This is a genomic window from Paraburkholderia sediminicola (assembly GCF_046027825.1).
Classification (GTDB): Bacteria; Pseudomonadota; Gammaproteobacteria; order Burkholderiales; family Burkholderiaceae; genus Paraburkholderia; species Paraburkholderia sediminicola_D.
The window spans coordinates 121,056-147,581 of the sequence record NZ_JAQQDU010000009.1 but is presented as its reverse complement, the minus strand read 5'-3'; the positions used below and the strand labels follow the sequence as shown (position 1 = coordinate 147,581).

At 59.2% G+C, this 26,526-nt stretch carries 30 protein-coding genes and 1 pseudogene; 15 read left to right on the top strand and 16 right to left on the bottom strand.

The window, feature by feature from the left end:
• The 4 genes from PQQ96_RS07535 to PQQ96_RS07520 form a co-directional block, all read right to left on the bottom strand.
• Positions 1 to 371 (bottom strand): VOC family protein (locus PQQ96_RS07535; RefSeq protein ID WP_408290465.1); only part of this gene is annotated, 371 nt, incomplete at its 3' end.
• A gap of 235 nt (positions 372 to 606) precedes the next feature.
• On the bottom strand, positions 607 to 909 hold the full coding sequence (locus tag PQQ96_RS07530) for a VF_A0006 family four-cysteine protein (protein WP_408290482.1): 303 nt from the start codon (positions 907 to 909) through the stop codon (positions 607 to 609).
• A 285-nt stretch (positions 910 to 1,194) separates the two neighbouring features.
• The gene (locus PQQ96_RS07525; protein WP_408290464.1) at positions 1,195 to 1,626 is read right to left on the bottom strand and encodes a hypothetical protein; all 432 of its coding nucleotides are present in this window, start codon (positions 1,624 to 1,626) and stop codon (positions 1,195 to 1,197) included.
• Between the two features lie 96 nt (positions 1,627 to 1,722).
• The gene (locus tag PQQ96_RS07520) at positions 1,723 to 2,412 is read right to left on the bottom strand and encodes an O-methyltransferase (RefSeq protein ID WP_408290462.1); all 690 of its coding nucleotides are present in this window, start codon (positions 2,410 to 2,412) and stop codon (positions 1,723 to 1,725) included.
• 190 nt (positions 2,413 to 2,602) lie between these two features.
• On the opposite strand from PQQ96_RS07520, the gene PQQ96_RS07515 reads away from it, so the two are divergent.
• Entirely contained in the window at positions 2,603 to 3,349 is a 747-nt protein-coding gene (locus PQQ96_RS07515; RefSeq protein WP_408290460.1) for a helix-turn-helix domain-containing protein, read from the top strand.
• A gap of 53 nt (positions 3,350 to 3,402) precedes the next feature.
• Here the strand turns inward: PQQ96_RS07515 and PQQ96_RS07510 are convergent, their stop codons facing one another.
• Positions 3,403 to 4,038: a 2OG-Fe(II) oxygenase gene (locus PQQ96_RS07510; protein WP_408290459.1), complete on the bottom strand. Its 636-nt coding sequence runs from the start codon at positions 4,036 to 4,038 to the stop codon at positions 3,403 to 3,405.
• Between the two features lie 509 nt (positions 4,039 to 4,547).
• Between PQQ96_RS07510 and PQQ96_RS07505 the strand changes: the two genes are divergently transcribed.
• Entirely contained in the window at positions 4,548 to 5,192 is a 645-nt protein-coding gene (locus PQQ96_RS07505) for a carbonic anhydrase (protein WP_408290457.1), read from the top strand.
• Positions 5,193 to 5,259: 67 nt separating this feature from the next.
• On the opposite strand, the gene PQQ96_RS07500 is transcribed toward PQQ96_RS07505, so the two are convergent.
• Complete coding sequence (locus tag PQQ96_RS07500; protein ID WP_408290456.1) at positions 5,260 to 5,982, bottom strand: haloacid dehalogenase type II; 723 nt, start codon at positions 5,980 to 5,982, stop codon at positions 5,260 to 5,262.
• Positions 5,983 to 6,271: 289 nt separating this feature from the next.
• Between PQQ96_RS07500 and PQQ96_RS07495 the strand changes: the two genes are divergently transcribed.
• Positions 6,272 to 6,907, top strand: coding sequence for a bleomycin resistance protein (locus tag PQQ96_RS07495; protein WP_408290455.1), 636 nt, complete (start codon positions 6,272 to 6,274; stop codon positions 6,905 to 6,907).
• Between the two features lie 95 nt (positions 6,908 to 7,002).
• Here PQQ96_RS07495 and PQQ96_RS07490 read toward each other — a convergent pair whose 3' ends face one another.
• Complete coding sequence (locus PQQ96_RS07490) at positions 7,003 to 7,572, bottom strand: TetR/AcrR family transcriptional regulator (protein WP_408290453.1); 570 nt, start codon at positions 7,570 to 7,572, stop codon at positions 7,003 to 7,005.
• Between the two features lie 129 nt (positions 7,573 to 7,701).
• Here PQQ96_RS07490 and PQQ96_RS07485 point away from each other — a divergent pair, with 129 nt between their 5' ends.
• A complete protein-coding gene (locus tag PQQ96_RS07485) occupies positions 7,702 to 8,436 on the top strand; it encodes an SDR family NAD(P)-dependent oxidoreductase (protein ID WP_408290451.1) in 735 nt (244 codons plus the stop codon).
• A 104-nt stretch (positions 8,437 to 8,540) separates the two neighbouring features.
• On the top strand, positions 8,541 to 9,140 hold the full coding sequence (locus PQQ96_RS07480) for an NADPH-dependent F420 reductase (protein WP_408290449.1): 600 nt from the start codon (positions 8,541 to 8,543) through the stop codon (positions 9,138 to 9,140).
• A gap of 453 nt (positions 9,141 to 9,593) precedes the next feature.
• Here the strand turns inward: PQQ96_RS07480 and PQQ96_RS07475 are convergent.
• From PQQ96_RS07475 to PQQ96_RS07465, 3 genes and pseudogenes are all read right to left on the bottom strand, one after another.
• Positions 9,594 to 10,439: pseudogene (locus PQQ96_RS07475) on the bottom strand (MBL fold metallo-hydrolase).
• Positions 10,440 to 10,460: 21 nt separating this feature from the next.
• Positions 10,461 to 10,787: a hypothetical protein gene (locus tag PQQ96_RS07470; RefSeq protein ID WP_408290447.1), complete on the bottom strand. Its 327-nt coding sequence runs from the start codon at positions 10,785 to 10,787 to the stop codon at positions 10,461 to 10,463.
• Positions 10,788 to 10,794: 7 nt separating this feature from the next.
• Complete coding sequence (locus tag PQQ96_RS07465) at positions 10,795 to 11,340, bottom strand: sugar ABC transporter (RefSeq protein ID WP_408290446.1); 546 nt, start codon at positions 11,338 to 11,340, stop codon at positions 10,795 to 10,797.
• A 166-nt stretch (positions 11,341 to 11,506) separates the two neighbouring features.
• Here PQQ96_RS07465 and PQQ96_RS07460 point away from each other — a divergent pair, with 166 nt between their 5' ends.
• Together PQQ96_RS07460 and PQQ96_RS07455 are read left to right on the top strand one after the other, a co-directional pair.
• On the top strand, positions 11,507 to 12,400 hold the full coding sequence (locus PQQ96_RS07460; RefSeq protein WP_408290444.1) for a LysR substrate-binding domain-containing protein: 894 nt from the start codon (positions 11,507 to 11,509) through the stop codon (positions 12,398 to 12,400).
• 427 nt (positions 12,401 to 12,827) lie between these two features.
• Positions 12,828 to 13,838: a helix-turn-helix domain-containing protein gene (locus PQQ96_RS07455; protein WP_408290442.1), complete on the top strand. Its 1,011-nt coding sequence runs from the start codon at positions 12,828 to 12,830 to the stop codon at positions 13,836 to 13,838.
• Positions 13,839 to 13,872: 34 nt separating this feature from the next.
• Here the strand turns inward: PQQ96_RS07455 and PQQ96_RS07450 are convergent, their stop codons facing one another.
• Positions 13,873 to 15,180, bottom strand: coding sequence for an MFS transporter (locus PQQ96_RS07450; protein ID WP_408290480.1), 1,308 nt, complete (start codon positions 15,178 to 15,180; stop codon positions 13,873 to 13,875).
• Positions 15,181 to 15,536: 356 nt separating this feature from the next.
• Between PQQ96_RS07450 and PQQ96_RS07445 the strand changes: the two genes are divergently transcribed.
• The 3 genes from PQQ96_RS07445 to PQQ96_RS07435 all read left to right on the top strand — a co-directional run bounded on the left by PQQ96_RS07445 (position 15,537) and on the right by PQQ96_RS07435 (position 18,616).
• On the top strand, positions 15,537 to 16,550 hold the full coding sequence (locus tag PQQ96_RS07445) for an SLAC1 anion channel family protein (RefSeq protein WP_408290441.1): 1,014 nt from the start codon (positions 15,537 to 15,539) through the stop codon (positions 16,548 to 16,550).
• 111 nt (positions 16,551 to 16,661) lie between these two features.
• Positions 16,662 to 17,138 (top strand): DUF305 domain-containing protein, encoded by a 477-nt coding sequence (locus PQQ96_RS07440; RefSeq protein ID WP_408290440.1) that lies wholly within the window; start codon positions 16,662 to 16,664, stop codon positions 17,136 to 17,138.
• Positions 17,138 to 18,616, top strand: a complete 1,479-nt coding sequence (locus PQQ96_RS07435; RefSeq protein ID WP_408290438.1) for a YncE family protein — start codon at positions 17,138 to 17,140, stop codon at positions 18,614 to 18,616. The genes PQQ96_RS07440 and PQQ96_RS07435 overlap by 1 nt, the downstream gene beginning before the upstream one ends.
• A gap of 273 nt (positions 18,617 to 18,889) precedes the next feature.
• On the opposite strand, the gene PQQ96_RS07430 is transcribed toward PQQ96_RS07435, so the two are convergent.
• Positions 18,890 to 19,471: a cysteine hydrolase family protein gene (locus PQQ96_RS07430; RefSeq protein ID WP_408290437.1), complete on the bottom strand. Its 582-nt coding sequence runs from the start codon at positions 19,469 to 19,471 to the stop codon at positions 18,890 to 18,892.
• A 168-nt stretch (positions 19,472 to 19,639) separates the two neighbouring features.
• Between PQQ96_RS07430 and PQQ96_RS07425 the strand changes: the two genes are divergently transcribed.
• The 3 genes from PQQ96_RS07425 (at position 19,640) to PQQ96_RS07415 (ending at position 22,212) form a co-directional block, all read left to right on the top strand.
• Positions 19,640 to 20,248 carry a TetR/AcrR family transcriptional regulator gene (locus PQQ96_RS07425; RefSeq protein WP_408290435.1) on the top strand — a complete coding sequence of 203 codons (609 nt, stop codon included), beginning with the start codon at positions 19,640 to 19,642 and terminating at the stop codon, positions 20,246 to 20,248.
• A gap of 112 nt (positions 20,249 to 20,360) precedes the next feature.
• Positions 20,361 to 21,170, top strand: coding sequence for an oxidoreductase (locus tag PQQ96_RS07420; protein ID WP_408290478.1), 810 nt, complete (start codon positions 20,361 to 20,363; stop codon positions 21,168 to 21,170).
• A 49-nt stretch (positions 21,171 to 21,219) separates the two neighbouring features.
• On the top strand, positions 21,220 to 22,212 hold the full coding sequence (locus PQQ96_RS07415; RefSeq protein WP_408290476.1) for an NADP-dependent oxidoreductase: 993 nt from the start codon (positions 21,220 to 21,222) through the stop codon (positions 22,210 to 22,212).
• Positions 22,213 to 22,264: 52 nt separating this feature from the next.
• Here PQQ96_RS07415 and PQQ96_RS07410 read toward each other — a convergent pair whose 3' ends face one another.
• The 3 genes from PQQ96_RS07410 to PQQ96_RS07400 all read right to left on the bottom strand — a co-directional run bounded on the left by PQQ96_RS07410 (position 22,265) and on the right by PQQ96_RS07400 (position 23,939).
• Positions 22,265 to 22,648, bottom strand: coding sequence for a nuclear transport factor 2 family protein (locus PQQ96_RS07410; protein ID WP_408290433.1), 384 nt, complete (start codon positions 22,646 to 22,648; stop codon positions 22,265 to 22,267).
• Positions 22,649 to 22,678: 30 nt separating this feature from the next.
• A complete protein-coding gene (locus PQQ96_RS07405; protein WP_408290432.1) occupies positions 22,679 to 23,620 on the bottom strand; it encodes an aldo/keto reductase in 942 nt (313 codons plus the stop codon).
• A gap of 91 nt (positions 23,621 to 23,711) precedes the next feature.
• Positions 23,712 to 23,939 carry a hypothetical protein gene (locus tag PQQ96_RS07400; protein ID WP_408290430.1) on the bottom strand — a complete coding sequence of 76 codons (228 nt, stop codon included), beginning with the start codon at positions 23,937 to 23,939 and terminating at the stop codon, positions 23,712 to 23,714.
• Positions 23,940 to 23,953: 14 nt separating this feature from the next.
• Between PQQ96_RS07400 and PQQ96_RS07395 the strand changes: the two genes are divergently transcribed.
• Complete coding sequence (locus PQQ96_RS07395; RefSeq protein ID WP_408290429.1) at positions 23,954 to 24,679, top strand: hypothetical protein; 726 nt, start codon at positions 23,954 to 23,956, stop codon at positions 24,677 to 24,679.
• A 48-nt stretch (positions 24,680 to 24,727) separates the two neighbouring features.
• Here the strand turns inward: PQQ96_RS07395 and PQQ96_RS07390 are convergent, their stop codons facing one another.
• Positions 24,728 to 25,657 carry a LysR family transcriptional regulator gene (locus PQQ96_RS07390; RefSeq protein ID WP_408290427.1) on the bottom strand — a complete coding sequence of 310 codons (930 nt, stop codon included), beginning with the start codon at positions 25,655 to 25,657 and terminating at the stop codon, positions 24,728 to 24,730.
• Between the two features lie 188 nt (positions 25,658 to 25,845).
• On the opposite strand from PQQ96_RS07390, the gene PQQ96_RS07385 reads away from it, so the two are divergent.
• Positions 25,846 to 26,448 (top strand): NADPH-dependent F420 reductase, encoded by a 603-nt coding sequence (locus tag PQQ96_RS07385; RefSeq protein WP_408290425.1) that lies wholly within the window; start codon positions 25,846 to 25,848, stop codon positions 26,446 to 26,448.
• Positions 26,449 to 26,526: the final 78 nt, after the last annotated feature.

Here is a 26,526-nt window from a genome sequence, read left to right as displayed (position 1 = left end):
GCTTCCCAGACGTGGCCGTCGGGATCGGCCAGGTTTCGGTTGTACATAAAACCGAGGTCTTGCATCGGGTTGATATCGGCTGTCCCGCCGTTAGCCGCCGCGGCCGTATTCATCGCGTCGACCGCCTCGCGACTGTCGCAGGAGACAGCGAGCATCACCTCGCTTGAGGTGCTGGGCGCAATGGGACGAGCTGTGAACGTGCCCCACTTGGCATGGGTCAGCAGCATGACGTTTATCGACTCGCTCCACACCATGCAGGCAGCCGTGTCATCGCTGAATACCGCGTTGTTCGTGAAGCCCAGTGCCTCGTAAAAGCGCTGCGATGCCGCGAGGTTCGCGACAGGCAAATTCACAAAAATCATCTTCGTCACGATTTTATCCTTTGAAGAATATGCGAAGCGCGGTGTTGCCTCGCACCGGTATTTATCATGGGACTAAGACAGCGTCCATCAATAGTTCGACAACCTGAAAGCTACCACTCCAAAACGACGGCTCCTGGCCGATCTCGGGCCGACGACGAATTTCCGTAGTCGCCCCGAAGCGAACGGCTACGCCGATCCAGAACGCACTACGACGCGATTTGCAGCATCAGCAATCCGAAATAGTTCACATCTGATTCTGGCGTTGGCATGCTCGCAGGATCTGTTGAACCGCAAATTCGTCTCTCACACTCTGCACATTCTGCAGGACACAGACGTGATACGATTTTTCGCGAGGCAAGAGCAGCTCGCCGTTTCTGTAAAGCGCTTCGCACGAGCGTCTGATCGCGTTTGCCGCCATGCTGCTTTGGCTGTTCCTCAGCGATAGCAGGATGCATTGATCGTAGTCTGGATTGTCGGTGCCGAACGCCAGGGCCGACAGCGGCGAGGCAAGCGTGATCGAGAGAAACAGACAGGCGAGGTTGCGCATGGACTCTGGGCGAAACGCAGGGGTGAAGGCGGGTAATCGTACCATCGCACTTCGATGTTCTCGATGGAATGACCGGCTGAAATCGACCTCCGAATTCACGTAGTACTGGGCCACGTTCGGATTCCGTTTAGTAATTCAGTCGGCCTCGCCCCAAGCCCAAGAAGACTTTCGCGGCGTCAGCCCGACCCCACACGAGCCTAAGGCAACCTGGAGAAAGACAATGGCCTTCGCGGCGAGGCGATGTACGTCATCGCTCGCGAGCATGCGTTCGAGGTGCGCGCGTAATCAATGGTAGGTCGTCGTAACCGACTGCAGCTTCGTCAGTACGCCGCCTTTGAATCGGAACCAGCCTTGGGAGCTTTGCATCACGACTTCGTCGCCTTGCCAGAACACGCGCTTGACCGTCATGCGCACACCCGAGCGCTGCACAAGGGGCGGACGGTGGCGAAAGTCGTAAAGCACCGGGCCGGAATCAGTCTGCACGAGCGTGCGCATGACAGTGTCATTTGCGCTGCCCACGTCATCGAAATGCGTGAGCGTGTTCGCACCGAAACGATCGAAATTTTCGTTGTCGAGCATCCCCACGAAATCGCGGTCGACGCGCACGAATTGCAGTGTTCCCGAGGGCGTGACGAGCGGGCCGGACGCGTTGCTTTGCGCATGAACGCAAGTCGCGAAAGAGGTGGCTGCGAGCACAGCGATGAACAGTCGTCTCATGCTTCCTTTTAGATTCAGCGGAGTCTCTGACGACGGAGCCATCGCGATCAACTGCAACGCTTTCGGTGAAAGACTCCCAAAGTCAGGCAAAAAATCTTATTCGCGCACACGGAGCAACACCATGCAGGGATGCGTTGCCCCCAGCGCCTCGGTAACGATACTCGCCGAGCGATAGCCATTGCAAGGTTCCTGCACATAGTCAAGAAACGGACGCGACCCGGGCATGTCGGTGTTGTCGGCCAGAATCAGCGTACCGGATCGCAAATTTGGCTCAAGCAGGCGCAATACGGGTAGATAAGCAGATTTTGCGCCGTCAAGCAGTACCAGATCTATCGGGTGCTGAAGCGGCTCCCGCAGCGTTTGCTCGGCAAGGCCCGCGCGAATCTCCACCAGATCGTCCAGTCCGGCCTCGCGAAGATTGTTGCGCGCACAACTCACCTTGCCCCCATCCATCTCCGTCGTGACGAGCCGACCATTGCCGTTCGAACGCAGCGCGGCAGCAATCCAGATAGACGAAATGCCGAATGACGTTCCGAATTCCACCACGGTCCTGGCGAGACTGCTTCGCACGAGCAGATAAAGCAACATGCCAAGGTCGGGTGTGACGGGCATGTAGGCATCCTTCATCGCTTCATAGAATCCGGGGGCACCCTCGTCAAGTCCGTGCGCAGCAACAGCTTGCCGCGCGGGAGGATCCATGCGAAGCGTCGCAGCGTAGAGGCGCCGCAGTGTGGCGTCGACTCGGGTGTCACCGATAAAGTAGGAGGGTAAGATATCGTGCTCCATCGCCGTTTCCTGTTGAAATTTGACTCGACGATGATCGGGCCTGGCGAACGCCGGGGATTGTAAATACGCGACACGACAATCGAATCCGAAATCGATGCAAGTGATACGAAAGCGACACCGGGAGCCGGTTAGCTACCATCTTCTTTGCGACGCACTCACTTTGCGTAATACCAGTGAGTCGGCGCTTCTCGTGCATGCGATCCAGCGCGTCGTGTCTGGACTCGTTACACACGATCACTACGCGCACGCGGCGCAGTCCGCTGCAGGCGGGCTGTCATTGACGAAGGTGAGGCAGCAGTTGGCCATCGCCATTGCGGTCGACGCGAACCCGATCGCCGCCCTGTTCCCACCAACTGTACGCGCAGAAGATTTCGAATCCCGTTGGAATGCGCTGAATCAGGCTGCCCATTTTGGAGTGAAGACCCGTCTCGAGAACTGCGGCACAGATGCCGAAGAAGTAAGTCGGATTTCAGTGACCGGGGAACATGATGATTTGTTCAGGGCAGAACTGATGTCGCACTTCCTGGACCTGTTATCGGACGGACACCGGGCCAACATGGTCGACCATGACCGTGCAATCTTGACGCTGTTCGCCAATCTCGGGCCCGCGGCCCCGGCGATTCATGAAGTTCTTGAGTTGCTGTACGCGGAGCCGGGCGTAGATATCGAGCAATGTGCGACCCGGGCAGGCACCTCGTTACGAACGCTTCAGCGACAGTTCGCGCGCCACGGCTTGCTGTTTGCCCAACTCAAACAGGCCGTGCGAATCACGATTGCTGGACACCGGATGCGCAACTGCGACGAATCGCTAACGACAACCGCTCAGGTTGCGGGATTCTTTGATTCGGCGCACATGATTCACGCGTGGCAAACCGCGTGCGGTATCAGCCCTTCCACTTATCGTTCAATTGCCAAACTGTCTGTTCGCGCTCGTTAAGCAATCGGCGTGAACAACACGAAAATCGCGACGCCCCGGAACGGCCTGGGAGATCACGAGCGGCGTCTAAACCATCCCGCGAGCGACATGCGGTCGCGCGTCGCAGGCAATACTTCGTGCAGCATATCGGCGGATAGAAACACTGCGATCCGGCTGCCGACTGGCGAGATGTCCTGCGTGCTCAAACCCTCTGGATGCAGCCGCAACGCCCCGCCGTCCTCAGGCAGCCAGTCCGCATTCAGATAGACGACGACGGACACCGTGCGGCTATCGTCATCGCGAAATTGATCGCGGTGTCGCAGATACGAAGCGCCCGGGGCGTAGTAGGCGAAGTGGCTTTCGTATTCTTCGAGTCCCAGAAAAAGTCCGCGATTCAACGCAATACGCAGCGTTTCCATGATCGCGAGATACCGGTCGCGAGCTTCGGACTGGCCCGCCTCCAGCCACTGAATCTGGTCCCCGCGCACATCGGGCTGGTGCGAACGCGCCGCGCCCTGGCTGACACGCGCCAATGTGAGCATCCCGGCCGTCGCAAGCGCGGCACATTCCAACCCCAGCGCGAGCGTCAAATTCGGTGGAAAGAAATTGTCCTGCTCCGACCAGCCATGGTCATGAATGGCATCCACGATACGTTGATGCTGCTCATCTCCGGGTGCGTCGAAGCGCGCCGGCGAGTGTGATCGGGTCAATGCTTGTTCCTTCGAACGAACGTGCGGGGTGGAAATTCGAACGGTCGTCCGAGGCGGGTATCGGCAAGGTGGCTTGATCCGAGTGAAACATAGTAACACTGACGTTCTCGCGGCCGGCTCTCCGCGTGGCCGCGGCGTGGAATCGACAGCGACGAAAGCGGAAGTGATTGCAGGGGATGCGCCAATTCACCCCGCCATACGCCGCCACCGTCCGCCCTTCGCAGTTGCGCAGTTTTCCGGGTGCTACCCCTCGCGACGGTATAGACTCGATTAAGCACGTTGGCTGATCTACCGCGTGGCGTTGGATCACCGCGTGAGGCACACAAAGCCGGGAATCGGTGTGCCAGTCGCGTTGTGATGCGGCAAGTATCCGTTTGCGGCCGAATGCGCCCAGCGATGACGGAGGAACTCAAATGTGTGATGTGTGCGGTGATGCGCAGCACGAGCCTCAGGTATCGCGCCGGGATTTCCTGAAGACCAGCGCACTCGCGGCGCTCCTTCCGTGGAGCGTGGGCGCCGCGATCGCGGCCGAACCGCCAGCGCCAGGCGCATCGCCGCCACCCAACTCGATCGCGCCTGCGGACGCGTTGAAGCGGCTGATGGATGGCAACGCGCGCTACGCCGCCAACATGCCGAACGAGCGCGACTTCTCGTCGGGGCGCGCCGCCCGTGTGCAGGGACAATATCCGATTGCCACGGTCCTGAGTTGCGCCGATTCTCGCGTGGCGCCGGAGTTCGCGTTCGATCAGGGGCCGGGCGATCTCTTCGTTTTACGCGTCGCGGGCAACATCGTGAACCCGGATCTGCTTGCCTCCCTCGAATACGGCGCCCAGTTCCTGGGGGTGCCGCTCGTCATGGTGCTAGGCCACACCGGATGCGGCGCGGTTGACGCCGCAATCAAAGTGCTGAAGGCCAATGCGGTCCTCCCGGGCCATTTGCCGGGGCTCATCGCCGCGATCAAACCGGCCGTCATCGCCGCCGAGAAGACGCAGACCGGCAACTTGCTGGACAACGCGGTCGCCGAGAACGTGCGCCGGCAGGTGGCTCGACTGAAGAACTCACCGCCGATCGTCCAAAAACTCTACACGAGCAAGAAGATCGACATTGTTGGTGGCGTGTATGACCTCGCTACCGGCAAGATTGCACTCGTCTAAACGAGTGGGTTGCGCGTGCACGGGTGCTAGCAACCGTACGCCGGCGTGTTTGATGTCCGTGCGGAACCTAGCAGCCGAGTTGTTGAGCCAGATGCAAAAAATCGGAGGCATTGACATCAAAGGCTGCTTCGAAGGCGGTATCGACCTTTCCTGCCGGGCCGAACTCCAACGGTCGCGCCACGAAAGCGGTGCGCATGCCAAGTTGTTTGGCGGCTTGAAGGTCGTATTTGTGGCAGGCCACCATCATCACTTCGTGCGCCTGCAGGCCTAGGTACTTCATCGCCATGTTGTATGTCCGCGGGTCAGGCTTAAATGTGCCAGCCATTTCGGCCGCGAAGATTGCGTCCCAAGGCAAATTGCCATGCTTTGCGATATTGATGACTGCACTGACATCAGCATTCGATAGCGTAGCGATTTTGTAGTTCTTCTTAAGCCGAACAAGCCCGTCGACAACGTCTGGCCACGGACGAATCTTTTGCCAGCCGAAATTCAACTCACGACGCTCTTCTTCTGAAAAGAACGTCAGCCCCCGCTTGTCCAACAACTGGTCCAGCGCCTCCCGGTAGATCAGGTCAACTGATGTCCAAGGGCGCGCGCCGGACAGAACCGCGTCCAGAGCGGGCCGGTAGAGACCACGCCACTCATCCACAAACGTACCCCAGTCGACTTCGAGGGCACGCGAGCCGCTGAGCCGAACAGCCTCTTCGACAAGGGTGCTCCGGAAGTCCGTTGCTGTGCCTTGTACGTCGAATACGAGCGCCTTGAGATCGGGATAGTGTTGAATGCCCACTGATTTTTCTCCGCGAGGGTCCGCCATAAAGATTGCTTGGCCATACTACACCGACCATCGTTGCGCCAAACGCCTGAGCGTCACGCCAACACGCTTGTGAAAACGTTTTGAGCGGCCAGGCGTGGCAAAAAAGGAGCGCCATCGCTGCCGGAATGTCGATGCGGAGAACATCCAGGATTCTTGACGTATCTCTGGTTCGAACCTAGAGTCAGTTTGTGCTGTAGGGCGCATCGACCTTTGGGGTCGGACGGGCCATGCCCGCCTACATGACATTAACCGTTATGCGCCCATGCCCAATCTCGAACACCTGAAGAAGCAAGCGAAGCAATATCTCCGCTGGCATCGTGAGGGATATTACCCAGTCGCCGCGCAAATCCGATCCCTGTTGCCAGGCTACCGCCATCTGACGGATCAACAGGTGATGGCAAGTCATTTCCAGTTAAGCGACGCTCAGGAACTGATCGCGCGGAAACTGACGTTCGAGAGTTGGGAGGCGCTTCGAAAAGAGGTGCAATCCATGACTGGCACAGATTCAAAACCGTTCGCCCGGCCCGTTCTGCTGAACGCCGAGCCTCAGCTTTTCATCACCGACTTTAAAACCTCGTCTGATTTCTACACGAAGAAACTCGGATTCACCGTGGCGTTTGCCTACGGCGATCCGCCGTTCTATGGCCAGGTAGTTCGCGATGGCGCGCGCCTTAATCTTCGCTGGGTCCATTCATCGGTCATCGATTCGGAACTGCGGGACAGCGAGGATCTCCTGTCTGCGTCGATCACGCTTGACGACGCCAAGCCGCTCTACCTCGAATATGAAGCGGCTGGCGTCACGTTCCATCAGGCTCTTCGCACAGAGCCGTGGGGTGCGCGAACGTTCATTGTGCGCGACCCGGACGGAAACCTGATCCTCTTTGCAGGAAAGGCTTGACGCAATAATGCGTTCAATCGGCCGGTGCAGGCGATTTCGCCGGCCAGTCAAAAAGAGCCGTTGGACACGGCTCTTTGTTTGCTCGTTCGCGGGACCTAATTCTTGACATCGTTGCTCGACCGATTTGTCAGGATGGCGCTCGTAATAACGTGAAAGAGATGATCCCCTCGTGGCGCGAATGCGGGCTGGCCGACGAGCCAGCCGAACGCCGACATCAGGGCGAACAGGTCGACCCCATCCATATCGGCGCGCGCCGTTCCCTCGGCCTGAGCGCGGAGCAGTAGTCGCGCGCCCGCTGAACGCAGCGCTGTGCTCGAAGCGTGAAGCGCGGAGTCCGGGTCCGCGTGCGCGGTCGCAAACAAGGCGCAAATACCGTTATAGGTATGAACGAATGCAACCCCTTCGCGAAACCAGGACACCAGCGCTTCGTCAGGTGGATTCGACGTTTCGAGTTCGGCTGCATGCTGTATCAGTTCGTCCACGTTCATGCGCAGCAACGCTTCGAACAAGGCTTCTCGTGTCGGGAAATGGCGAAATAGTGTGGCCAGCCCGACGTCGGCCCGGCGGGCGATATCTCGCATGGACGCATCGGCACCATGCTCGGTGACGACGTCACGCGCGACTGCAAGGAGATGGCTGTAATTTTTTCTGGCGTCGGCTCGCATGGATTTTCTTGACAAGTGGATCAGTGATCCATATATTTGAATCAGGATCTGGATCAGTGATCCATAAGATACAGCGCATTTGTGCAAATGGGAACAGAGACGCTGTCCGACACCACGAAAGGAGATGTCATGGGAAAGCTTGAGGGTAAGGTTGCAGTCGTCACGGGTGGATCGAGCGGCATGGCGCTGGCGAGCGCCAAGCGGTTCGTCGAAGAAGGCGCCTATGTTTTCATCACGGGCCGGAGGCAGGAGGCGCTCGACGAGGCCGTCAAGCTGATTGGCCGGAACGTGACCGGCGTGCGCGGCGACGCGGCCAATCTAGACGACCTCGACCGCCTGTTCGATGCAGTCAAGCGGGAAAAGGGCAAGATCGACATCCTGTTCGCGAGCGCAGGCACGGGCGAAGCGATCCCTCTGGGCGAGATTACCGAGCAGCACTTCGATGCGACCTTCGGTCTGAATACGCGCGGAACGCTGTTTACGGTTCAGAAGGCGTTGCCGCTGTTCAACGATGGTGGATCGATCGTCATGACCGGGTCAGTTGCTTCGGTGAAAGGTTTTCCTGGTTATGGCGTGTATTCGGCGAGCAAGGCGGCGTTGCGCTCATTCGCACGCACTTGGCTTAACGAACTGAAGGGCAGGAATATCCGGGTGAACGTGCTGAGCCCGGGGCCGATCGCCACACCGATGCAGGACCAGGTTCTCACCGAGGAGACGAAGCGGATGTTCGAATCCCTGATCCCGCGGGGAAAGATGGGGCGTCCTGAGGAAATTGCGACGGTCGCGCTGTTTCTTGCTTCAGACGATTCGAGCTTCGTGAATGGGGTGGAGTTGTCTGTCGACGGCGGCTTCTCGGCCATCTGAAATCGCGCCGAAAAGCGTGTAGAAGGATCTGTCACCTCGACGAAGATGATCTGGATTGTGTCGATAAATATGGATTACTTATCAATACCGAATGGAGAGTTCGCATGAGTTATTCGATTATTGGTTTTGGCGCGGTAGGTCAGGCACTCGCCCGAGCGTTTGCAAGAAAGAACATCGATGTGACCGTCGCCAGCCGGCGCCCTCCCGAGAGGTTGATGCAGCAGGCGCAAGCGATCGGCCCCACCGTTGTCCCCGGGACGCTGCAGGATGCAATCGCGTCCGACACGATCTTTCTGGCGGTTCCGTTTTGGGAACATCGCGAAGTCGCGAAGCGGATCACAACCTGGCAGGGCAAGACGATCATCGACGTGACAAATGCTTTCGGTGTTCCCGTTGAAGACCTGGAAGGTCAACCGTCGGCCACGGTTGTCGCCAAAGCGTTTACCGGCGCCAGGTTCGTAAAGGGCTTTAACCATCTGCCCGCTGCCGTTCTGGCCGCTGATCCGAGCGTAAATGGCGGCAGCCGCGTCGTGTTTTTGTCGAGCGATGACGAAAATGCGGTGGCACCGGTCGCTGCTTTGGCCGAACAACTCGGTTTCGCGCCGATTGCGCTAGGACCGCTCAAGGATGGCGGCTCGCTTGTCCAAGGCAGGGGGAATACCTGGGGTCAACTGATCTTCAAGGACCTCGTCAAGTTCAAATAGCGGCGCCTCACGACGAAGTCACAGCGGCCACGCGCATCGCTAAACGCGTGCTGGTGATCTGACCGAGTTCAGTGAGTGCCTCTGAGCGAGTGCATGACGGCCGCTAGCGACCCGCCGGCTGCGAGCGCCCGTACGGCAGACGTGATGCGGATGGATGTCCGCTCGGAATTCGAAAGCGGTCGTTGCCGACATCGTGGCCCGAAGACGGCTCAGGGTCGGCCTGAGCCGGTCGCCATCAGGCTCCGTCCGGCCAGGAACCTCCGTTCGCATGCATCGTCCCTCGGACGCTCAAGCGTCGGCTTCACCCCGTAACCGGCCATCCGATTGACAAAGACAAACGCTCCTTCATCAGCCGAAGCGGCCACGGCCGTTGTCACGGTATCGCGGTGTTCCTAGCTGCTCCAGTCCAGAGTACCGAAGTGGTATCAGACATAGTTGCTTCTGTGCGCGGCCTCATGCTTCGGTCTCGTAAAGCAGACCGTAGCTCCCACTCATCCGCTTGATTCGCGCGAAGCCGAGTTCCCCCAAATGCATACCGGCGATCAAAAGTCCCTCCGAACTAACCAGGTCCAGAAGCCGTGATCGTGTGGTGGCTGCGAGAGAGGGGTCTTGATCGAATGCAATCGATACGTCTGGCCGTTCAATCTGAATGTGTGGAAAATGAACAATATCTCCCCAAACAAGCAGGCCCTGATCACGGGACTCGATAAGATATCCTGAGTGTCCATCTGTGTGTCCCGGTAGCGCCATCGCTCTGATACCGGGAAGCACTTCCCCCTCATCGAAAGTGCGAAGCCTGTCGCGGTAGCCGTCGAACACTTGACGCGCGATCAGGAAGTTACCGCGGGCACGCTCGCTGGCACGACTTAGATTTCCGTCATCCTGCCAAAATTCGACCTCTCGCTGATGAGCAACAAGCTCCGCATTCGGAAAGCTAATGTGTCCGGCTGTGTCGACTAGCCCTCCAACATGGTCGGGATGGGCGTGTGTGAGCAGGATGGTGTCGATCTCGGATGGTTCGACACCAGCAAGCGATAAATTGGTTAGCAGGCGGCCGCCCCATTGCTTGATGCCTCCAGCCCCACCATCGATGAGAATCGTACGGCCCGCTCCGCGTACCACTTAGCAGTTGATATGCACGGCTGAAGCCTCCTTCTGCCCTGCATCACTTTGCATTCTCGAGGCCTCGGACGGGTCGATATTCGAGAGGACGTCCAGGCTGGCGGTGAGGTAACCGTCGCTGATTGCGGTGATCGTGAAATCCCCTGCTCGCTGACTTGGAAAGGTAACGGTGGACACAATTCTTCTCCGGAAGACTTTCTAATTTCGGGCGTGAATGCTCGATGCGGCATACCCAAAACAACGGATGCGCGCCGTGAGGCCAGTGCGGCGCGCGATGGCGCTGTCCAGGCCTTCCATGAACCTGTTCATTACCAGGGGCGTACGAAACGTCTCAAGGCGATATTGGACTTCCGCGAAGACGGGATGTCCGTGCCCATGCCGAACGTCAACATAGATGACATGAACGTTTTTGAGTTCTGCTTCAAGGACACTCGTACAGAGTTCGATGCAGTCGCAGGAAAGCTCGGCAAGCCTCTCATCAGACGGCATTTGCCCCGTAGGCATATAGAAAGTGACATTGGGCATCGCGGGCCTATTTTTCCTGTTCGGTCGAAACAGTGCGGGAGCTTGTCAGTTGTTCCGTCATCGGCGAGTAAAGGTGGACGCGTTCAGACATGCTCTCGACAAGCTGGGCGTTTCGCCGAGGCAGTCTTGCGAGCCAACGGCGTTCCGGAAACTTCTCCAGCGCAACGGCTCGCATGGCCAACGGTGTAAGACCCATCCGGATCAGAGGTTCGGGGCCGCTCGCACACAGCGCGAGGAGTTCGTCTGCATTGACCGCCGGCGCAAGGCCGATATCGCTGTAGAGGTTTCGGTGCCAGTCGGTGATGTGTTGCTGCCACCTTGCAAAATTGCCGCCGCCTTTCTGGCGATATTCCTCTCCGGTTAGGACATCGAGTCCGTCAATCGTGTGGACGGCCAGGTAGCGCGGGCAACCATCGCTTAACGACTTGAAGCGCTGCGACGTGTGAAAGCCAGTCACCGAGATGAGGGCGGGCAGTTTTTCAAGGCTGTAGAAGTCGTTCCATTCGGCTTCGCTGTCGGGATCCGCGAAGCTGCATTCGACGGTGTAGATCATCAGATTATCCTTCGTGACGGGTGAGCGTATCGCAGCAAACGATTCATGTTCATTGCATTAACGTAATGCTAATCTGACATTTCTCGCGTATATAACGATATAAAGTCAGCCTTCAGTGACGTTTACTCAAGCTGTCGTCGAATGCATACCAACCGGCAAGACTCCAATGCGACGTAAGATTCCGAGCAATTCCGCGCTGCTGGCTTTTGAGGCCGCGGCTCGACACGGCAGCTTCGCCCGCGCGGCCGAGGAATTAGCGCTGACCGAGGGCGCGATCAGTCGTCAGATTGGTCGATTGGAGGCGTTTTTGGGTGTCGCGCTGTTCGAGCGCATTGGAAATCGGGTTCGGCTTGCGCCCAACGGCACGCGGTACGCGGTGCAGGTTCGCGAGATTCTGGATCGGCTGGAACGGGACAGCCTATATCTGATGGGTCAGCCCCTCGAGGGCGCGAGCATTGATATCGCCGCGATTCCGACCTTTGCCACCCGTTGGCTTATCCCTCGGCTGAAACGCTTTCAAAATAAGCATCCGAACATTACCGTGCATATCGCCGAACGGATGGAACCCTTCATTCTTGCCGGTAGCGGTTTCGACGCAGCAATTCATTTTGAGCATCCAGCATGGGCGGGTATGCATCTACATCGCCTGCTGGAGGAGGTGCTGGTGCCGGTCTGTAGTCCGGCGCTGCTCGCAGACGCCGATGCGAACGTATCGCTAGATGAACTGCCACGCCTTCACAGGCGACAAAATCCGGACGCATGGCAGCTTTATGCACAAGAGGCCGGCATCGTACTGACCAATTCGGCGGTCGGCGCACGGTACGATCTCCATTCCATGCTGATAGAGGCGGCGCTAGCCGGCTTGGGTGTGGCATTGGTGCCGCGTCTTTACATCGGGGCAGAGCTTGAACAAGGCCGCTTGGTCGCGCCTTGGCCCGACGGCAAAGCGATTACCAAAAACTTCTGCCTCGTTCTTCCTGAGCCGATCGCGTTGAGTGAAGAACCACTCCAGGCATTTACGAAATGGATTCTTCACGAAGCCGGTGGCTTAGCGGCTTGAAGCAGCGCCTGACGCTCATCACACAATAGCCATCCTGGAAAGTTGCCACCGCCTGGTGGTCGCATCGCTTTGAACTTACCGTCGCGAGTCGACGAACGGCCGTTGTACCTTCAAAGCCGCCATAGATGTCGCGCTGAGTCGACGCGCCACAACGGGTCGAACTCGCTCCCCCATCGAACTTGCGAGTTCGGCCGCGAAGAGCCGTCTGGGTTGCACAGCCGAATGGCTGGTTCCTGGCGAACTGCGGCCCATTATCGACACTCAAGGTACGCTTACGTGCATAAGCAGGTTCGCCTGTGCGTGTCAGTTCCTGAGAAATTCCCAAGCCGTTTTTGGAAAAACTCACACCGGGCAGATTTTCGGTTAAATTTCCAAAGCGTCTACGCCAGAAGACGTCGAGGCACATTTCAGTAAAGAGCTTTTTCGCATGAACTCTCGCGCACCCACGGTTGATGTCTGCCGACCGCTGAACCACGGCATCGCCCATAGTCATTTCAGCGTGCAGGGGGAAGCGCCACAGCGGCGCATGCTCGCCTGGCGGGATCGCGTCGGTCATCTTATTGACGTGCTGCCCTCGCGATGTGACCTGGACAGGCCGTTTCAGGCTTCGATTGACCGCTATCAGGTTGGCGAGCTTGTATTTACCGATTGCCGGTCTGACCTGGTTGTGCTCGAGCGCTCGCTGGCCCGGATCTCGACAGACCGGGTACGCGACTTCGTTTTTCATGTGTTTCTGGAGGGCGGCGTTGAGAACGTCGCCGTGCGCACCTCCCCGCGCGGCCCCACGCCTTCGGCCGCAAGCATCCTTGCACTGGATATGAACCAACCTGTTCGAATGCAACGCCAGGCATGCAGGGTGCTCGCGTTTTTCGTGCCGGGCGAGTTAATACAGGAAGTCTTTCCTGATCCGGAGGCGATCCACGGCCGTGTGCTCCATGGTTCGACGCCGCTCGAGCGACTGATCACCGAACACGTTGCGACCCTCAGTCGGAAAATCGCATGCATGAGTGCGGATGAAGCGGACGGCGCAATACGCGCGGCGGCCCAGCTCCTTGTCGCAGCATTTGGACGGCAGGCGCGCCTGAGCGGCGACACGCGCGCTGCGGCCCGGGCAGCCATGTTCGGTCAGGTACGGCGCTATATTCAGGCGCACCTGACTGACGATGAACTCTCTCCCGAAAGCGTGCTGAATGCGCTTCAATTTCCTCGCCCGACCATATACCGCCTGTTTCAGCACGAAGGCGGCGTTGGTGCTTATATCCGCCACCTGAGGCTACGCCATGCGGCCGATGATCTGATCCGGCATCCACACCTGGCGGTCATAGAGATTGCCTACGGACTCGGCTTCAAAAGCGCGTCTGATTTTACGCGCGCCTTCCGACGGGCCTACGACATGGCGCCACAGGATTTTCGGGCTTTGGCCGGTAAGGTGGTTTAGGCGCGGCGATAGCTGTCAGTGCGTGCGCGGCAGTTCAGGTTTCGAAGCGCTGTTCCTTGAACAGCATCAGCGCACAAAAGCTCACCGCACACGCTGGCGTCACATACCAGGCTGCAGACATGGGATCGCCGGTCCATCTGATCAATCCCGTCACGATGAATTGAGCGGTACCGCCAAACAAGGCGACGTGCAGCGCATGCGAAACGGCCATGCCGCTGGCGCGCACCCGCGCAGGAAGCGCTTCAAGTACAAGCAGGGCGACGGCGCCTGCGCCGAGCGCCACCATTGTGCTAATGAGCGCGACGCCACACAAGACAGGCAGCGCGCTGGTCGCACGGGTAATCATCAGAAAGACCGGATAGACCAGAAACGCCGTGCATCCTGAGGCAATGAGAGCCAGTGGCTTGCGGCGAGGCAGACGGTCGATGAGACGGCCGGATAGCGGCGGAATGACGACCAGCAGCAGCGCAGACAACGCGGAAGCCATATATCCGATGACGGCGGGCAGGTGCATCACGCGAGTCGCATAGCTCGGCATGTAGTAGACGATCGCGTAGACCGGTATGGTTTGCCCCATCATCATCAGCATCGCCAGCAGGATCGTCGTCCCATGTTCGCGACACAGTTCGGCGAGCGGTGTGCCGGCATGTCTGGCGGTGTTGGTGGAAATCGCATCATCGCGAAGCCGGTAGCGAACGTAAAGACCGACTGGCGCGATCAGCAGACCGATCAGGAATGGGATCCGCCAGCCCCACGAAGCAAGAGCAGCCGGTGACATCGTGCTGGTCAGCAGCACGCCCAAGGTTGCGCCGAGCAACGCGGCCGCGCCCTGGCTAACGAGTTGCCAGTTGACCAGATAGCCGCGGCGCGACACAGGCCCTGCCTCCATCACGAAGGTCGCGGCAACGCCGATGTCGCCGCCGACGGCAAAACCCTGCAACGATCGAGCGGCGATGACCACGAGCGGCGCGATCACGCCTATGCTGGCAAACGACGGGCAGAGGGCAAGCGCGGCCGTCCCCAGGGCCATCATCCAGCTGGTCCTCGTCATCGCTGCGCGGCGTCCCACGCGGTCCGCGTAAGCGCCGATGATCATCGCGCCAACAGGTCGCATGAAAAAGCCGACGCCGAATGTGCCGACTGCCCACAGTAACGAAGTCATCGGATCTTTCGCTGGGAAGAACTGGTCTCCGATCATCACCGCGAAGAATCCGAACACGGTGAAATCGAACATTTCGAGGCCAGTTACAAGCGATGCTGCGACAACGGTTTTGAGAAGCTCGCGGGGATTTTCTTGATTGCGGGGCGGTTGGTCGCCGGTTGCGACGGGAAGCGTGAACATTCTGTTGTAGGGGCGTCTATAACGGCGCATGAGCTTCACGTTGAAAACTCATTCTGACTGCGCGACGCGTCGCACGATACCACGTGCGCCCGTTCGCTGATCGATTGCGCACACCTGGCGCTCGCTCCGGGAGTCCGGCGCGATAACAGGCGACAGTGGCTGCATTGCCAGATGAGGATATTCGCTAACGTTTGTGCCTTGACAAAGCGAATGCCCAAAGAGGGTGCGAAACCTGGCCCGCACTGTACCGAAGTCGACGGGCAAAGATTGGTATCCAGGGAAAGATGCGGCGGATTCGTAGCCAAATCCCGGTTGTGCCTCTTGAGCCGGCGAACGTCACAAGGCATCATCGTGCGATGAGCGCCACCACCCCTTCCACCCCGTCTCCCGTCGTTGCGGGTAGCGCCCCTGCCGGCAGTCTCGCGTATTTGCCCGTCAGCTTGTACGGCTCGGTGATGGGCCTGTGCGGGCTCGCACTCGCGTGGCGCCTGGCGGCCACGGTTTTCGGCGTGCCGCCATGGATCGGCGAGGCACTTGGCGTCGCCTCGGTCGTCGTGTTCGTCGTGATGACCGTGGCGTACAGCATAAAGTGCGCCAGTGCGCCGGCGGCGGTGCGCGCTGAGTTCAACCATCCGATCGCAGCGAACTTTTTCGGCGGGTTCAACATCTCGTTGCTGCTCCTGCCGGCGGTGCTTGCGCCTTATGTACCATGGCTGGCGGCCGTTCTATGGTGGATCGGCGCGGTGCTCATGATTGGGTTCGCGTGGGTCATCGTCAACCGGTGGATGAGCGTGCGGCAGCAGGTGGCGCATGCCACGCCGGCGTGGATCGTGCCTGTGGTGGGAACGCTCGACATCCCCATTGCGGGAATTCCGCTTGGGCTGCCGGGCTCGCACGCGGTGTCGCTGTTCGCGTTGTCGGTCGGCCTGTTTTTCGCCGTGCCGCTGTTCACGATGATCCTGTCGCGCCTGATCTTCGAGGAGCCTTTGCCCCAAGGGCTGCAGCCTTCACTGTTGATCCTCGTCGCGCCCTTTGCCGTCGGGTTTTCGGCGTACCTCAATGTGGCGGGCCAGATCGATCTCTTCGCCTATGCCTTGTTCTACCTCGGGCTGTTCATGTTCGCTGTGCTGTTGCCGAAACTGCTGTCACTGCCGGCGTGTTGTCCGTTCCGCGTGTCATGGTGGGCCGTGGGCTTTCCTATCGCTGCGCTAGCGATTGCGAGCCTCAAGGTCGCGGCGCGCATGAACAGCTGGCCGGCGCAGTGGCTGGCAGCCATCCTGCTCGGCGCGGTAAGCCTTCTGTTCCTCGTACTTGCCTGGCGCACGCTCGCCGGCATCGCGCGCGGCGAACTTCGCACGCTTACGCTGTAGCGTGCTTATTGCGGTCCGACATCGCTCGGATCTCTGACCACCGCCGATCAATCGCGAAGCCATGAGCATGGGGTAACAAGCCACGGTTGATTGCTGATAGGGGTGCGTTCCATGCCTTCCATTTTCCGTTCGACTGTGCGCTTGACCGTTGTGGCCGCAGCGACGGTGATGCTGAGTACCTCTCTTGCCGCGTTGGCCGCCGGTCCGGCCAGCGCAACAGCCGAAGAAGCCCCATTTCTGTCCGAGAATGACAAGGCCATGACGAAGATGATGGACGACATGTCCATCAAGCCGTCTGGCGACGTCGACGAGGATTTCGTTGCGATGATGGCGCCGCACCATCAGGGCGCCATCGACATGGCCCAGGCTGAACTGCGCTACGGGCACAACGAACGGCTCCGACGCATCGCGCAGGAGATTGTCGTGGAGCAGCAGCAGGAAATTATCGCGATGCGCCTCGCGTTGGGCCAGCCGCTGCCACCGTCGGCTCCCGCACCCGACCAGCAGCCCGCCCCGGCCTCCGTGCCCGCTCCGGCAACACCCATGTCCCCTGACGACACACAAATGCGCATGCATAAGGAGCCGTGATGAAACACATGTTGATTCTCGCCAGCGGGCTGACTTTCATCGTGATGGCTGTCGCCCAATCCGCCTGGGCCGGCCAGGCCCCCGGTTTGCTGTCCGATCCGGACATACCGGTGAGCCACCACGACCGTGTCTATGCCGCCGAGCAATTCTCGAACACCGTATCCGTAACTGATCCGGCCGACAACCGGCTGGTCGGCGTGATTCGCCTGGGTGAGCCGTCTCCGGGAAATTTCAGCCCGCTGTATCACGGTCAGGTGCTCGTGCACGGCATGGGTTACTCACCGGACCATCGAACGATCGCGGTGGTGTCAATCGGCTCGAACTCGGTTTCGTTCATCGACACGCAAACCAACGCTGTCAAGCATGTCACCTACGTGGGCCGCTCGCCGCATGAAGCGTTCTTCACCCCTGACGGCAAGGAAGTGTGGGTGACCGTGCGCGGAGAAAACTACGTAGCAGTGCTCGACGGAAAGACTTTCGAAGAGAAAACCCGGATTATTGTTCCGGCCGGCCCAGGCATGCAGATCTTTTCGCCAGACGGCAAATACGGCTATGTGTGTTCGTCGTTCAATCCGGAGGTCGAGGTGATCTCCGTGGCCGATCACACGATTGTCGGCAACGTGAAGCAGGCAAGCCCGTTCTGCCCGGACCTCGCGGCCACCCCGGACGGCAAGCAGGTCTGGTTCACGCTCAAGGACGTGGGCAAGACCCAGGTGTTCGATGCACATCCGCCATTCGCGCTCCTGAAGACCCTCGATACGGGGCCAATCACCAACCACGTGAACATCGTGCGCAACGCCAACGGCATGTTTGCTTATGTGACCGTGGGCGGCCTGAATCAGGTCAAGGTATTCCGCACCGACGACTTCTCGCAGGTCGCAACCATACCCGTTGGTAGTCTGCCGCATGGTATCTGGCCGTCGGGCGACGGCAGCCGCGTCTATGTCGGGCTTGAGAACGCAGATGCAATAACCGCCATCGATACGCTGACTAACCAAGTCATTGCGACCGTGCCGATTGGGCAGGCGCCACAGGCGGTGACGTACGTGCCAAACGCGGTTCCAGAGGGAGACGGTACGCAAAATACCGTGCCGCTAGGCGTGGCGGGACAAGCCGGCCATTTGACGATGGTGCCGGTTGGAACGGGCAAGTCGGCGGATCCGGCCACCGCGCCTACAAGCGTCGCCCTGTTCGAGCAGGGACTGGTGCAGGTGCTGCAGGCCGCGGTCACTGGACTACAGCCAAAGCAGCCGTATGTCCTTGGTCTGTCGAATAATCCTGACGGTAGCGGCGATATCGACGTGCTGGCGAACTTCATGACTAACCCGGCCGGTTCGGCCATCGTGAATACAATCGGCCAGATTCGGCAGGTGGTCACGCCGGGCATGAGCCCGACGGGCGACACCCGTCGTTACCTCGTGATCGCCCCGCAAGTGGCGGGCAAGCCGGGTGCGCCGTTGCAGGTGCAGGCGCGGTAAAGCCAGCCTGCAGGCGCTGGGCAGTGAACTGTCGGCGGTGGATGCTCGCTCGGCGTCACTCGAAAAAGGGTGTGGCCATCGAGTTCGATGAATGGTGCGATGAACTAGTATTGTCGCTACAGCAGACATCCATCAGTCCGGGCCGAGTGGCTGAATCGGGTCGATCCAAGCCAGCCGTCGTCCGGCTGAGTTCGGCCATCAACGATCTGCCGCACCGGCGACCTATCAGTCACCCGACAAGCCCGGGTTTGCTTCAGAACGAACCTCGAGCGCCTAGGCGAGCAGCAGCAACGCATCCGCGAGCGACAGCACTTTGGTGCGCGAATCAAATGCGGTGGCGAACAGATGTTCATGTACCACCTGATCCGGGTCGTAACAGCAATCCTTGACCGTGTACAGCCGGAAGTCCGCATCGCTCGCATACGCGACCGACGACAGCACGACACCGGTCGACGCAATGCCGACCATAATCAGCGAATCGACGCCTTGTGCGAGAAGTCGTGCCTGCAGATCGGTGCCGAAGAACACACTGGCGCGATGGGCGACGATGAGCGGCTCACTGGCCTGCTGGCCTAACTCCGGCGAGGTCCGGTCTTCGACGAAGAGGCCAAGTTGCTTGATTCCCTGCCCGTTCTTGTTCAATGGGCTGACTTCCGGATAGCCCGGACTGAACCGAAGGTTGGCGAAATAGACGCTGACGCCTTTGGCCCGCACCGCGTCGCATAGCTTGCGCGTATTGGCGAGCAAGGCCGGCGCGACCGATGGGAAGAGCCCGAGAATATCAGTCTGATAATGCATGACGACAAGCGCGGTTTGCGCCGGTGTGATTGCCGCTGGCAATGCTGCTGCCTCCATTTGTACTTCTCCTTTATTTCGACACGCGGTTCATATTCACAACAAGAGAACGTTGAACCCTTGCTGCAGGATCGATCCTTCGGCCGCCGGTTCAATAGGATAATTGAAGGGCACGCATCGATCTCCATCGGCATTGCCCTCTTGCAGCAAACTGCGCCGAAATGTTATATGATGGCCATCATGCACAAACCATCAACCAAACGGAAACCCGTTAGCCGTAAGGAAATCACGCACGAGCGCATCGTCGATGTTGCCGCGCGCGCGATCCGGCGCAGCGGCTACGACGGGACGGGCGTGGCCGACATCATGAAGGAGGCCGGCCTGACGCACGGCGGCTTCTACGCGCACTTCCCATCGCGCGAGGTGCTGCTTGCGGAAGCCGCTGACCGCGCCGGTGCTGAGGCTGTGGCCCTGTCAGAGCAAATCGCCGCCTCCGCGCCGCCGGAGCAGGCATTGGCGTCGATGGTGCGCGCCTATCTGTCGAAGGAGCACCGCGAAGCCATAGAGACGGGCTGCCCGGTCTCCGCGCTTGGCTCGGAGATGCCGCGCCAGGCGCCGGTCGTGCGGCGCGCGGCCACCCGCCGCATCAAGGAGATGATCGATGTCGTTGCGCGTCAATTGCCCGATTGGGGGCAACCGGGCGCGCATGAACAGGCGCTTATGACCGTTGCCAACATGGTCGGCACCATGGTCCTGGCGCGCGCCGTCGACGACCCTAAGCTGTCGGACAGTTTTCTTGAAGCCGCACTGAAAAAATTCGCACCCACCGAGGAGTAGATCCGCGTGCGTATCCGGCATGCGTTTTTGTTGAACCACAAATATGACGAGCATCATATTTGTGACAAGATAAACGCTCGGGCAATCCTGTAATCACTATTGGAAGAACATGATGAAAAGCGGAATAGCCCTCGTGACGGGCGCCTCGTCAGGCATCGACGAAGCCACGGCAAACCGCCTCGCGAAGGCCGCATATAAGGTCTACGGCACCAGTCGGCACGGTGCACAAGCCGGCCAGTGGACGTTCGAGATGCTGCCGCTCGACGTGACTAGCGACGCTTCGGTTGAAGCAGCCGTCAAGGAAGTGCTCGGCCTGCATGGCCGCATCGACCTGTTGGTGAACAACGCGGGCTTCGGCGTCGCCCCTGCCGCGGCGGAAGAGAGTTCGCTTGACCAGGCCCGTGCGATCTTCGATACGAACTTCTTCGGGATTGTCCGCATGACGCGCGCCGTGCTGCCCCATATGCGGCAGCAAGGTCACGGTCGCATCATCAACATCGGCTCTGTGCTGGGTTTCTTACCCATGCCCTACATGGCGCTGTATTCCGCCACCAAGCACGCGGTAGCAGGCTATTCGGAGTCGCTTGACCACGAGTTGCGCACGATGGGCATCCGGGTATCGGTCATTGAGCCTGCCTACATCAAGACGCCTTTCGACGCGAACCTCATGGCGCCCGACGCTCCTCTCGACGCGTACCGCGAGGTGCGCGCGGCCGTGAATAAGCGCGTCAAGGAGGTGGTCGAGAGCGCCGACGGTCCTGAAGTTGTGGCCGAAACCGTATTGCAGGCCGCCCTCGCAGCTCGCCCGAAACTCCGCTATACAGCCGGCGGCCTCGCCGGCCGTCTGCGCTTGCTACGCAGATTTGCGCCAGCGGGCATGGTGGACGCCGGCATTCGCAAAGATCTGCGGCTCGCAATGTAGACGGTGCTACCTGATGCAAACCGAAACTGACAAGGAACAAGGAACCATGATGAAGGCAGTCGTCGCCGATCGATATGGACGCAAGAATGGTGTTCGAGCCGGCGATATGCCGGTCCCGGAAATACGTGAGGATGACGTATTGATCGAGATTCACGCCGCTGGCGTGAACCCTCTCGATTCAAAGATCAGGGATGGAGAGTTCAAACTCATTTTGCCCTATCGTTTGCCGCTGATTCTGGGCAACGATCTGGCCGGCGTCGTTACCCGCGTCGGATCGCGTGTGCGGCGATTCAAGCCGGGCGATGAAGTCTATGCGCGACCGCCTAAAGATCGGATCGGTACTTTCGCGGAATTCATCGCGATCAGGGAAGACGCTGTCGCCCTCAAGCCCAAAGCGCTCAGTATGGAAGAAGCGGCTTCAATCCCGTTGGTGGGCTTGACCGCCTGGCAGGCGCTGGTCGAAAGAGGACAACTGAAGAAAGGGCAGAAGGTGCTCATCCACGCTGGCTCGGGCGGCGTTGCCATTCAACTGGCGAAGCATCTGGGCGCGACCGTCGCGACGACAGCGAGTGCCGCGAATGCCGAACTGATGAAGCAGCTCGGTGCGGATATCGTCATCGATTACAAGAAAGACGACTTTTCCGCCGTGCTGAAAGACTTCGACGTAGTGCTGGATACGCAGGGCGGGAATACGCTAGAAAGATCATTGCGAGTGCTCAATCCGGGTGGCAAGCTCATCGGCATCGCCGGTCCGCCCGATCCTGATTTCGCTAAGCAGATGGGAGCCTCGTGGTTCCTGAAAACGGTGATGCGCTTTCTAAGCTATCGCATCCGAAAGGCGGCGAAGCGCCATGACGTCAGCTATTCATTCCTTTTTATGCGTGCCGATGGCGACCAGCTAGGGCGGATCGCTGCACTCGTCGACGCAGGTGCAATAAGGCCCGTGATCGATCGGATTTTCCCGTTCGACTCAACCAAAGAGGCGTTGGCTTACGTCGAAACGGGACGTGTAAAGGGTAAGGTTGTCATCAAGATCCGATAGAAGGCGTTATGCCGGTTTGTTTCCTCGCAGACGTAGCTGCGCTTGTGCGACGTCATGCGATCTTCTGAACCCATTGACTCCGCCAACCCGGTGCGTCAAAAGGATCCGAAAAATACTGGGTTTCGTGAACGACCTTGCCGTTGCGGAACTCCATAATGCTTACCGTGTAAGCCGCCCGCCCCTGATAGGTGATGGTGTATTCCGTGACCCAGAGATCACCTTCTCCCTGGGTTCGCCTGACATTGAAACCTGACGGCTTATCTGGATGATGCCCCCGCAGTGCCTGCAAATTCATTCGCCCGACGATTCGTTCACCTGATTGCGGATAGTCACAGATGGCATCGTCGTCGTAAATATCGTGTTCCGCGTCGAGATCACCCGACGCCGACGCCTGCCAGTGCGCATTCAGGGCTTCACGTATTTTCTCTTCCTGCATGGAGTACCTCCGCATACCGTTCACGTCTATCTATTGCGTACGCCGCGGGATAAACCCGGGGCTGCCCGTCTTGACGACTTCGTTGAACCTCTGCCTCGTCTCGATCTGGTTGATCGCGTCGAACGCGTCTGCTGGAAGCGCGGAGACATCGAAATTCTCGCGCGCGCGAGCGGCAGTTTTGGGGGTGGTGAGCAAAGCCCCGCCACGCTGGACCGCCCAGGCAAGGAGTACCTGTGCAGGCGTCTTTGCGATTTGCGCGGCAATCTGCAAGACGACTGGATCCTCAAGCGGCCCCGGCCTGATTCCGTGACCCAATGGCGCAAAGGCCAGAAACACGATCTCTTTCTCTTTGCAGAATTCCAGAAGTTCCGTCTCCGGAAGATACGGATGCGCTTCGACCTGCACCACCGCCGGCTTGATGCGTGCCGATTCATAGAGAGGTCGCAATTCCTCCAAGCCGATGTCGGATAGTCCGATGGCCCGGCATCTTCCATGGTCGGCGAGGTATTCCATCGCCCTCCACGTGTCCAGCAAAGTCACGCCCTTATCGTAGATGACATCGCCGTTTTCATCGCGCGGATCCTGCTCATCTCCCGGTTGGAATGCAAACGGAGTATGTATCAGATAGAGATCAAGATAGTTGATCCCGAGCCTTTCAAGACTTGCCTCGAAAGCCGGTTCGACACGCTCGGGTCGATGATTGGAGTTCCACAATTTTGTGGTCACGAAGATGTCTTCACGCGCGATCCCACCGGCAGCAAGCCCTATCCCCAGCGCCTCGCCCACCTCGCGCTCGTTCCGATATCGCTCGGCACAATCGAAGTGTCGATAACCGGCTTCCAGCGCGTCTCTGGTAGCACTGACAGTGGTAGCTGCATCGGGAATCAGTGTGCCAAATCCGAGCGCGGGCATACGGCCGTCTCCATGATTAAGCACAATCTTTTTACTCCGGAAATCGGAAGACTGGATCATGGCGACACCTCTGCACTATTTCACGCCCTGCGACGAAAGACCGACGCTTGGGCCTGCAATCGTGGCGCCAAGTCCATGAACAGAAGGAACGTCAACGTACTCGAGTCGTGTTGATGCGCAACTCAGCCGCCGCCATCAGGGTCAGACCGCGCGCCAAACAGGTCTGCTTCCCGATCAAGTGTAGCAAATGAATTACTGGGCGGCGGAGGGTTCCGGAAGGCACAACACGCAGCTGGTCGGTGACCTTGAAACGCGAGGCGCTAAAGATATTGGCCCGTGATGCCGACATCTGAATGGTGTTGTTATCAAAAAATCCCACTCATTAAACTCGCGATGAAATACACCGCCCGTGTCCACCAAACTGTATTTTTGGCCTTTCTCTCTGTCGCTACGTTGCCCTTGTACGCTCATGCGGACGACACGCCCCCGACAACAACCTTCGACCAGTTTATCGATAGCGCACCTGGTAGCGAAGTAAGACATCAAGGGGACTTCCCCAACGATGCCTACCGTGCCAAACGCGTGAACAAGAACCTTTGGACGTTCATCGATCGACAAGGCTACTACATCACTTTCCGAAAGAAACTCGACGCGTGGTGCGAAGGGAACGGTGGCGTCTATCGAGGCAGCAGTGACGACCTGAAAGGAGTTTGTTTGGATAAGCAATCTCCAGCGAATGTCTTAGGTGCCTATCAAGTTGAAATCACTGAATCCGCGAGCTACGGTGACCAGATGACTGCGGGATACGCGACGTTCTATTACTACAATCAAGACGGTTACGCGAAACGGAAAAGCGAAGAAGTCTTGGCCGAACAAACTAAGCGCGAAATCGATCACAACAATCAGCAGTGTTACCAGGACCAACTGAGAGCCATTCAGAAAGATCCCCAACGCGGCATGGATACCAACCTGGGAATGGTGATTGACGTAAAGTTGCCGTTGGTCCTCATTCAAAACACGGCCTACAGCCCGGCGACTCAATGGGTACGCGTCGCGCAACTTGCACCGCCGCCCAAAAAATTCTATTGCAGCGCTAGCGTGCTGCCCGGCACGAATTGATACGACGTTGCAATGGCAGAACGGCATCAACGACCTGCCCGGCACGGCTCATTCAACGCTTCCCGCAAACCGCTCAGCCAACCGCTCCCGCTCGAACGCCTCGACAACGAAATCGACAAACACCCGTGTTTTCGCCGGCAGCAGCGCCCGCGTTGCGTAATAGATCGAAATCGCCCCGGCGTCCGCGTACCAGCGCGGCAGTAATCGCACGAGTTCGCCCCGTTCGACCGACGCCAGCACGTCGGACACGGACAGCAGCGCCACACCCAGTCCGAGAATCGCAGCTTCACGCATCGCTGCCGGGTCGTTGACGATAATGGTCTCGCCAAGCCGCGCAGGCATTTCGCCGCCCGCCGTGTTGCGCATGGTCCGATGGCGCACGCGGCCGGTGCGGCTCGCGCGCATCACGATGCCGTCGAGTTCGGCAAGATCGCCGGGATCGGCGGGTAGCACGCGACCGGCCATGTAAGCCGGAGAGGCGACCGCCACGAGATGCGCAGGCGCCAATGCGCGCGACACGACACCCGGCGCGAGATCGAATCCACCACCCAGCGCTGCATCGTATCCCTCGGCAATCAGGTCGACCTGCCGGTTCTCGAAGTGCCAATCCGGACGAATCATCGGATAGCGCGCGAGGAACGCCGGCAGCAGCGGCATGACGTACGTGATGCCAAACGTCGGCGCCATGCTGACTTTTAGCACGCCTGCCGGCTCGCCGCGATCGGTCGAGACGGACGCAATCGCTGACTGCAGCGCGTCCAGATTGCCGCCAATTTCGACGAGAAAGCGCTCACCTGCCTCGGTCAACGTGAGCTTGCGCGTCGAGCGTTGAAACAGCCGCACGCCAAGATTGCGCTCCAGCAGCGCAACGTTCCGACTGACCGCAGCGGGCGTCAGCCCAAGACGCCGCGCGGCCGCGGAGAAGCCGCCCGTTTCGGCGCTGCGGACAAACGACTCGAGGTTGGCGAGAGTTTCCATGCAAAGATCTTAAAGCATCAGTTGAAAATAATTCAAGCAATTTCCGTCTAATCATATTGGAATAAAGACGGCAACATTCATTCACTTACCCGCTGGAGTGAACGGCAAATGCCCCCTTACAGGCAAGACCGCGCTCGTCATCGGCGGCTCTACCACCTGATTCATCACCCTTCACAGGGAGCATCACTATGAGCACCATCGGTATCGTCGGCGCAGGCGCCATCGGGTCCGCGTTCGCGAAAGCGCTAGCGGGCAAAGGCATCGAAGCCATCATTGCGAACAGCCGAGGCCCAGCGTCGCTCGCGGACCTCGCGCGTGAACTCGGCCCTTCGATCAGGCCGGGAACGCGCGAACAAGCGGCCGCGCAGGACATCGTCCTCGTCGCAGTGAACTGGTCGAAGCTGCCGACCGCTCTCGCCGGGCTGCCGGACTTCGGCGGACGCATCGTGATTGACGCGAACAACCCGATCGAGGCGCCGCTGTTCAAACCGGCCGAATTGCATGGCCGGACGTCGAGTGAAACATTCACCGACCTCGTGCCGGGCGCGCGCGTCGTGAAGGCATTCAATCATCTGCCGGCACACCTCCTCTCCGCCGACCCACAGGCCGAGGGCGGACGCCGAGTGCTGTTCTTCGCAGGCGACGACGCGCAGGCGAAAACGGCTGTGAGCGGACTGATCGAGCGGCTCGGCTTCTTCGGCATCGACCTGGGTCTGCTCGTAGGCGGGGGCCAGCTAGTTCAAATCCCGGGCGGCCCGCTGCCGGTGCTTAATCTCGTCAAATTTGGATAACCCATGAAAGGCGCGGCATACCGCGCCTTTCTTGTCACATTGGTCATCGGCGGTTCATCGGTAGTCGCCGCCGTCCTC

Excerpts from the sequence above, each read along its gene's own strand:
- PQQ96_RS07530 (WP_408290482.1), bottom strand. The coding sequence starts at position 909 with ATGCGCAACCTCGCCTGTCTGTTTCTCTCGATCACGCTTGCCTCGCCG.
- PQQ96_RS07525 (WP_408290464.1), bottom strand. The coding sequence starts at position 1,626 with ATGAGACGACTGTTCATCGCTGTGCTCGCAGCCACCTCTTTCGCGACT.
- PQQ96_RS07520 (WP_408290462.1), bottom strand. The coding sequence starts at position 2,412 with ATGGAGCACGATATCTTACCCTCCTACTTTATCGGTGACACCCGAGTC.
- PQQ96_RS07495 (WP_408290455.1), top strand. The coding sequence starts at position 6,272 with ATGCCCAATCTCGAACACCTGAAGAAGCAAGCGAAGCAATATCTCCGC.
- PQQ96_RS07490 (WP_408290453.1), bottom strand. The coding sequence starts at position 7,572 with ATGCGAGCCGACGCCAGAAAAAATTACAGCCATCTCCTTGCAGTCGCG.
- PQQ96_RS07485 (WP_408290451.1), top strand. The coding sequence starts at position 7,702 with ATGGGAAAGCTTGAGGGTAAGGTTGCAGTCGTCACGGGTGGATCGAGC.
- PQQ96_RS07480 (WP_408290449.1), top strand. The coding sequence starts at position 8,541 with ATGAGTTATTCGATTATTGGTTTTGGCGCGGTAGGTCAGGCACTCGCC.
- PQQ96_RS07470 (WP_408290447.1), bottom strand. The coding sequence starts at position 10,787 with ATGCCCAATGTCACTTTCTATATGCCTACGGGGCAAATGCCGTCTGAT.
- PQQ96_RS07465 (WP_408290446.1), bottom strand. The coding sequence starts at position 11,340 with ATGATCTACACCGTCGAATGCAGCTTCGCGGATCCCGACAGCGAAGCC.
- PQQ96_RS07460 (WP_408290444.1), top strand. The coding sequence starts at position 11,507 with ATGCGACGTAAGATTCCGAGCAATTCCGCGCTGCTGGCTTTTGAGGCC.
- PQQ96_RS07455 (WP_408290442.1), top strand. The coding sequence starts at position 12,828 with ATGAACTCTCGCGCACCCACGGTTGATGTCTGCCGACCGCTGAACCAC.
- PQQ96_RS07450 (WP_408290480.1), bottom strand. The coding sequence starts at position 15,180 with ATGTTCACGCTTCCCGTCGCAACCGGCGACCAACCGCCCCGCAATCAA.
- PQQ96_RS07445 (WP_408290441.1), top strand. The coding sequence starts at position 15,537 with ATGAGCGCCACCACCCCTTCCACCCCGTCTCCCGTCGTTGCGGGTAGC.
- PQQ96_RS07440 (WP_408290440.1), top strand. The coding sequence starts at position 16,662 with ATGCCTTCCATTTTCCGTTCGACTGTGCGCTTGACCGTTGTGGCCGCA.
- PQQ96_RS07435 (WP_408290438.1), top strand. The coding sequence starts at position 17,138 with ATGAAACACATGTTGATTCTCGCCAGCGGGCTGACTTTCATCGTGATG.
- PQQ96_RS07430 (WP_408290437.1), bottom strand. The coding sequence starts at position 19,471 with ATGGAGGCAGCAGCATTGCCAGCGGCAATCACACCGGCGCAAACCGCG.
- PQQ96_RS07425 (WP_408290435.1), top strand. The coding sequence starts at position 19,640 with ATGATGGCCATCATGCACAAACCATCAACCAAACGGAAACCCGTTAGC.
- PQQ96_RS07420 (WP_408290478.1), top strand. The coding sequence starts at position 20,361 with ATGAAAAGCGGAATAGCCCTCGTGACGGGCGCCTCGTCAGGCATCGAC.
- PQQ96_RS07415 (WP_408290476.1), top strand. The coding sequence starts at position 21,220 with ATGAAGGCAGTCGTCGCCGATCGATATGGACGCAAGAATGGTGTTCGA.
- PQQ96_RS07410 (WP_408290433.1), bottom strand. The coding sequence starts at position 22,648 with ATGCAGGAAGAGAAAATACGTGAAGCCCTGAATGCGCACTGGCAGGCG.
- PQQ96_RS07405 (WP_408290432.1), bottom strand. The coding sequence starts at position 23,620 with ATGATCCAGTCTTCCGATTTCCGGAGTAAAAAGATTGTGCTTAATCAT.
- PQQ96_RS07395 (WP_408290429.1), top strand. The coding sequence starts at position 23,954 with ATGAAATACACCGCCCGTGTCCACCAAACTGTATTTTTGGCCTTTCTC.
- PQQ96_RS07390 (WP_408290427.1), bottom strand. The coding sequence starts at position 25,657 with ATGGAAACTCTCGCCAACCTCGAGTCGTTTGTCCGCAGCGCCGAAACG.
- PQQ96_RS07385 (WP_408290425.1), top strand. The coding sequence starts at position 25,846 with ATGAGCACCATCGGTATCGTCGGCGCAGGCGCCATCGGGTCCGCGTTC.